This window comes from Bacillus sp. JJ1609, from assembly GCF_036967045.1.
In the GTDB taxonomy this organism is placed as follows: domain Bacteria; phylum Bacillota; class Bacilli; order Bacillales; family Cytobacillaceae; genus Mesobacillus.
Map to the genome: position 1 here is coordinate 382,628 of NZ_JBALSS010000006.1, position 5,224 is coordinate 387,851.

7 protein-coding genes are annotated in these 5,224 nt (G+C 39.4%); 6 read left to right on the plus strand and 1 reads right to left on the minus strand.

Annotated features, from left to right (window positions below):
* Positions 1–231 precede the first annotated feature (231 nt).
* Positions 232–414 carry a DUF3896 family protein gene (locus tag V7654_RS06490; RefSeq protein WP_335429379.1) on the plus strand — a complete coding sequence of 61 codons (183 nt, stop codon included), beginning with the start codon at positions 232–234 and terminating at the stop codon, positions 412–414.
* Between the two features lie 90 nt (positions 415–504).
* On the opposite strand, the gene V7654_RS06495 is transcribed toward V7654_RS06490, so the two are convergent.
* Positions 505–1,020: a hypothetical protein gene (locus V7654_RS06495; RefSeq protein WP_335429380.1), complete on the minus strand. Its 516-nt coding sequence runs from the start codon at positions 1,018–1,020 to the stop codon at positions 505–507.
* A 96-nt stretch (positions 1,021–1,116) separates the two neighbouring features.
* Between V7654_RS06495 and V7654_RS06500 the strand changes: the two genes are divergently transcribed.
* The 5 genes from V7654_RS06500 (at position 1,117) to V7654_RS06520 (ending at position 5,179) form a co-directional block, all read left to right on the plus strand.
* A complete protein-coding gene (locus V7654_RS06500; protein WP_335429381.1) occupies positions 1,117–1,704 on the plus strand; it encodes a vWA domain-containing protein in 588 nt (195 codons plus the stop codon).
* Positions 1,705–1,722: 18 nt separating this feature from the next.
* Positions 1,723–2,292, plus strand: coding sequence for a DUF4352 domain-containing protein (locus V7654_RS06505; RefSeq protein ID WP_335429382.1), 570 nt, complete (start codon positions 1,723–1,725; stop codon positions 2,290–2,292).
* 180 nt (positions 2,293–2,472) lie between these two features.
* Positions 2,473–2,940 carry a GNAT family N-acetyltransferase gene (locus tag V7654_RS06510; protein WP_335429383.1) on the plus strand — a complete coding sequence of 156 codons (468 nt, stop codon included), beginning with the start codon at positions 2,473–2,475 and terminating at the stop codon, positions 2,938–2,940.
* A 196-nt stretch (positions 2,941–3,136) separates the two neighbouring features.
* The gene (locus V7654_RS06515) at positions 3,137–4,621 is read left to right on the plus strand and encodes an FAD-binding oxidoreductase (protein WP_335429384.1); all 1,485 of its coding nucleotides are present in this window, start codon (positions 3,137–3,139) and stop codon (positions 4,619–4,621) included.
* Positions 4,622–4,636: 15 nt separating this feature from the next.
* The gene (locus tag V7654_RS06520) at positions 4,637–5,179 is read left to right on the plus strand and encodes a hypothetical protein (RefSeq protein ID WP_335429385.1); all 543 of its coding nucleotides are present in this window, start codon (positions 4,637–4,639) and stop codon (positions 5,177–5,179) included.
* The last annotated feature ends 45 nt before the right edge of the window (positions 5,180–5,224 follow it).

Here is a 5,224-nt window from a genome sequence, read left to right on the forward strand (position 1 = left end):
CACTACAATCAACAGGTTAAAAAAACCCCATTAGGCTTTAACAGAGCCAAATGTAAAAAGAGGGCAGCTATCGTATGAGAAGGGGAACTTTCGCTCTCACATTGATAAAAATGCCCATTCTTATAGAAGGATTCACAATTTCACAATAAATTCATCGATACCTAATGGGGTTTATAAGATATAATAAAAATAAGGAAGAAAACGATTACATTTTACGGGAGGGTGTTGGGAATGGACTATCTAGAAGTAAAATCACAATTAGAGGCATTGCAGATGGCACTCGTTACGAAAATGCAAAATCCTGATTTATCATTAGATGAAAAAGAAAGTATTCTCAGATCAATCGCAAACTATGAATACATTATTGAGCTGACATGCATGAATCATTTTGAGCGCGGGACATTGATACATTAAAAATATTTCTAATAAAATGGTGCCGGGTTCTGGTGCCTTTTTTTATTAGAAAATAAAAAAGGCAGATTCCTCGTCTGCCGATTTTTTTGGCTATAATACTCCGCTCAATGGCTTCATGCTGAAATAATCGAGCGCATGATTGACCTGAAGGATGTTGTAGATTTTCTTTTCGATGCAAAATTGAATGATAAGGTCGGATGTATCGCTGTCTGACAAGGAGTAGCCGGCAGAGCTTAATAGCTTGTCGGTTTCTTTTTTGTTCAGCTCGAGGGCAAGCGCCAGCGCGAGCACTGTATTTTTACTTGGCCGGTATTTCGGATTGGAACGGATTTTGGAAAACAGGCGTCGGTCCATTCCTGCTTTCTTGTAGATCTCAGCATCTGTGGCACCTTTTTTATCGATCATCTTAAAAAGAACATCCTGGAGGGTCGGCTGCCTTTTGTTATTAATGAACATCTCGATCTCTATCGGCGAGATGCTTTCCATGACGGAATCATAATCCATGGATTCCTGCGAGTTATACAGGATGATTTCCTTTTCCATGATGACAGCCAGGTTAATCTCGAGATATTCCTGCAATTCTTCCAGAATCTTTGTATCTAGCATGTGGTCAGCTCCCCGAAAATGTCGCTCAGCAGGCGACCAAATTATGGATGATTCTAGATATGATTATATCAGATTAAACATAGGAGGTTGACGATGATGAACAACAATTTAACAGAAATCATCTTCCTGCTGGACCGAAGCGGTTCGATGGCAGGGCTTGAAAGTGACACAGTAGGAGGTTTCAATGCTTTTATAAAAAGACAGTCTGAACTCGATGGAGACACAATCCTGACAACGGTACTGTTTGATGATGAATACGAAGTCTTGTGGAATGGAATCGATGCCCGAGAAGTGAAGCTTACTGAAAAGGAATATTTCGTGCGGGGGACGACAGCTATGCTGGATGCAGTCGGTAAATCAATCATTGATGTAGGGTATAGGCTTTCGAAAACAAGTGAAGACCGCCGGCCAGGAAAAATCATTTTTGTCATCACGACGGATGGAATGGAAAATGCAAGCCGTGAGTTCACGTATGAAAAAGTAAAGGAACTGATCAGGCATCAGCAGGAGAAGTACAACTGGGAATTCATTTTCATGGGCGCAAATATCGACGCTGCCAAAGAAGCTGACAGCCTGGGGATCAATATTGAAAACTCGTATAACTTCGAAGCATCACATAAGGGTGTCGAGAACATGTATGAAATGATTTCTGAATCAATTACTGAAAAAAGAATGAAACTTTAAAACTGGGAGGATATGAAAATGAAGAAACCTTTCTATAAAAAATGGTGGGTGTGGCTGATTGCGATTATCGTAGTATTTGCCATTGCAGGTGGCAGCGGGGAAGAGGAGGAAACCGCACAAAAGGTAAAAAGTGACGCTGCAGAAACTTCAGCAACGGATAGGACAGCAAAGCAGGAAGAAACGAAAGCTGAGCCTGCGAAAGAAGAATTCGCTGTGGGGGAACAAGTTCAACTAGGAGACAATGTTCTGACAGTAACAAAGGTTGAGAAATCTGCCGGCGGAGAATTTGACCAGCCAAAGGATGGGCACGAATATGTCATCGTAACAGTCGAAATCAATAATGCAGGGGACGAGAACATTTCTTATAATCCATTTGATTTTAAGATGTCCAACAGCCAGGGACAAATCGTCGATCAGGCCTTCACCACGGTTGATACAAACACAGCCTTGCAATCTGGTGAACTGGCACCAGGCGGAAAAGTATCCGGAACGATCGCCTTCGAACAGCGAGCAGGCGACACGGGTTTGCAGCTGCAGTACACACCAAGCTTTTGGTCAGACAAAACGATTAAAGTGAATTTGCAATAATGAGGGAGAGCGGCATAGCCGTTCTCTTTTTATCTTTGCTGTTCTTGTTAAAAATAACATCTTTCTTACTGCTTCTAACTAACCTTTTTCCAGTAATCGGGCAGGTTTTTTAAAAAATATGAAGAATTTTATGGAAAAGAAAAAATTACTTATATTAGATTGGAAATGAGGAGCATTAAATTGTTTGTTGTTAAAGAAGGTACATTATATTCAGACAGCTTTTTAGATCTTAAAGTTAAGCTACTGTATCCGGGATATGGAGAATATGGAAACATTCCATTTTATGGTTGTGTTTTGTTTCTGGCAGGAACTGATACAAGAGTTGGCTCCATTGTTTTAAGAATTGGTGAGATGATGGCCTCTAAAGAATACTACTATGATTGTCATATCGGCTACCATATTGATGAAGAGTTTAGAGGACGAGGATTTGCTGTAAGAGCTTGCAGGCTTGTAAGTGAAGTAGCAAAATTGCATGATATAACAGAAATTTTTATTACGTGTAATGATCAAAATGCTGGGTCGATTAGAGTAATAGAAAAACTTGGAGCGCAGTATTTAGAGACTATAGTAATTCCTGAGGAGTACCTTGACGAGCATGACCAAAGCAATAAAAGACATCGATACAAATGGATATTAGAAAATAGATAATCATACAACTCCTGTATGAAAAAAATTTGTTTTTAAGTCTACAGATTACTTTATTTTATTAAAGCTGCCAATTTAACCCGGCAGCTTTTTCAGTTGATCCGAAAAAAATGGTGGAAGTATTATATCGGATTAACATATAATGTAATCGTTAGTGTAATATTACACTTTTATTGTACCGGGAATGGAGGCAAGTATTTTGAAGCTATCTCGTATAAATAACAATAAACAGGTAATCTATAAAAATCCATTTTTTCTTGGAATGATAGTAAGTGTATTTGTTGTTTTCGTATTTTTGAGCATCCCTCTTGAAAAAAGAAAATACGGCCTCACTCAGAGCAATCTGGCAACGGATTATACAGGCCTGCTCCCTGAACGGATCGAAGGAATAGTTAAAGCCGGGAATCGTGCTGAACTGCAAAAGATCGTGAAGGAAGCAAATGAAAAAGACCAGCATATTTCAGTTGCAGGCCTACAACATTCACAAGGCGGTCACACCTATTACAAAGAGGGTGTGGTAGTAGATATGAAGACATTCAATAAAATCCTGAAAATAGACAAACAGAATAAAACGATAAAAGTAGAAAGCGGAGCAACGTGGGAAGACGTCCAAGAAGCCATTCAACCTTTGGGGCTGGCATTAAAAGTCACACAGTCACAATCTATTTTTACAATTGGAGGATCGCTTTCAGTCAATGCTCATGGGCGGGATATCCGTTTTGGCCCAATGGCTGGAACCGTTAAGGAAATGACGATCTTGACCCCGACTGGGGAAATTAAAAGTGTAACGCGAAGTGATTCCGAGGAATGGATGAAGTATGTGTTAGGCGGCTATGGCTTATTTGGTATCATTTTAGATGTCACTTTGGAATTAACAGAAAATGAAATTTACACTATACATACAGAAGAACTCCAAACGAAAGAATATGAAACCTATTTTGCAAACCTGTTAAAAAATGAGGATGCAGCTATGCATTATGCAAGGGTTAGTGTTGCCCCGGATTCCTTTTTAGAAGAAATGTATGTGATCGATTACAATTCTACTGGGAAACAGGATCATCAAACGCCGCTTAAAAAGGAGCACGGTGCCCGGATAGGAAAATTGGCAATGGATCTTGGCCGGCAAGGCGGGGGATTTGAGGATCTTTTCTGGGAAAATCAAAAGCTGCTTATTAAGTCACTCGATGGAGACAGAATTACCCGGAATAACGTGATGCGGGGGAATTCGGAATTTATGGAATTCACGGATCCTGGGCGGGTGGAAGTACTGCAGGAGTTTTTCATTCCAGTGGATCAGTATGAGGAATATATCAATGATTTAAAAGGATTTCTTCCTGCTAATGATAAGGATGAAGATTTTAAAATTCACAATATTACTGTTCGTTACGCTGCAAAGGACGATTTTACAAGTTTAAAATATGCCAAAGAAGATATGTTTGGACTCGTCATTTTAATACAACACGGATTAAAAGAAAAAGAGATTAGTAATGCAGAAGCAATCATTCAGCAATGGACTGATGTAACGCTCAAGCACGGTGGAGTTTATTATCTCCCCTATTATCACTATCAATCAAAAGAACAATTCAGAAAGTCCTATCCAGAGTGGGAGAAGTTCCATGATGAAAAATTAAGAAGAGATCCAAACGGCGTTTTTCAAAACGTCTTTTATGACTATTACTTTTAAAGAAGGAGCCATCACATGACAAAAAGGAGTGAACGGTATATCCCGCTCGTAGTATCGGTTGGTCAGGTTGCTATTTTTCCATATTATATTCTTTGGCTAAAACAAGCATCACTCACATTTACCTTATTTACATGGTTATTTGCAGCCTTCTCTTTTACTGCTGCCATGGGCTATCGTGTCTTTCAAACGACTTCCCATACGAAGGTTCATTTTGTTTACATGGGGATGGGTTCTGTTTATTTAACTGTGGGATTTCTAAGGCATTCGTTTGAATTTCTTCCCTATCTTGCTCTCTTATTACAGGTTATTTTAGGGTTTTTACAAGGGTACCATCATGCATGGCATATCGAGCAGAAAGCCTTCCGCCTGCACGCTATTCATCACTATCTCCTTGTTGGAACAATTATGGTCGCACTTTCTTTTGTAAAAATAATTTCCCCAATCATCTTTATTTCTGCCTTTGGGATTGTTTTATTCGTTTGCGGGATTTGGTTAACGTTAAAAAATCGTGATGGCAATTCTAGAATTTTAGTAGAAGAACAGGAAGGCAGCTCATAACCAATCGCGAGCAAAAAAACGAGTTGAGTTGTTCTCGGAAGGCTT